The sequence below is a fragment of the Staphylococcus pasteuri genome (assembly GCF_030547725.1).
Taxonomy (GTDB): Bacteria; Bacillota; Bacilli; order Staphylococcales; family Staphylococcaceae; genus Staphylococcus; species Staphylococcus pasteuri.
Window position 1 is genome coordinate 1 of the sequence record NZ_JAUOQO010000093.1, and the last position, 351, is coordinate 351.

At 37.6% G+C, this 351-nt stretch carries 1 protein-coding gene; it reads left to right on the forward strand.

Features of this window, described 5'->3' with window-relative positions:
- Window positions 1-297: hypothetical protein (locus tag Q4528_RS12925; RefSeq protein ID WP_303521884.1), on the forward strand; the 297-nt coding region annotated here is incomplete at its 5' end.
- Window positions 298-351: the final 54 nt, after the last annotated feature.

Below are 351 nucleotides of genomic sequence, written 5' to 3' on the forward strand. Positions count from 1 at the left end.
GTCAGAACATTAACGTTTCAGCAGATATCTGATAGCAGATTTAACGGATCTGAACTTGAATTGGCCAAATTAACAAGTGGTGTTGAGAGTTCGCTTTCAGCACTTCCTGGGGTTAAAATTCAAATCGAAGAGTTAAGATGTTTGGAGAATGCTGAAACTTCAACTAAAAGTTGGAGGCAGCGCTTTAACGTTCAAAAGGTAGGTCGAAAAACCACGTGGAATGATGTGTACAAAGCTGTAAACAGTGTTAAAGCTGTTCCATATGATTTTGTAAGCATGTCTTCGTTCTTCGAATAAAACTAAGCTCACATTTGTGAGCTTTTCTAATTTAAAATTTGTGCTGCTTTACCC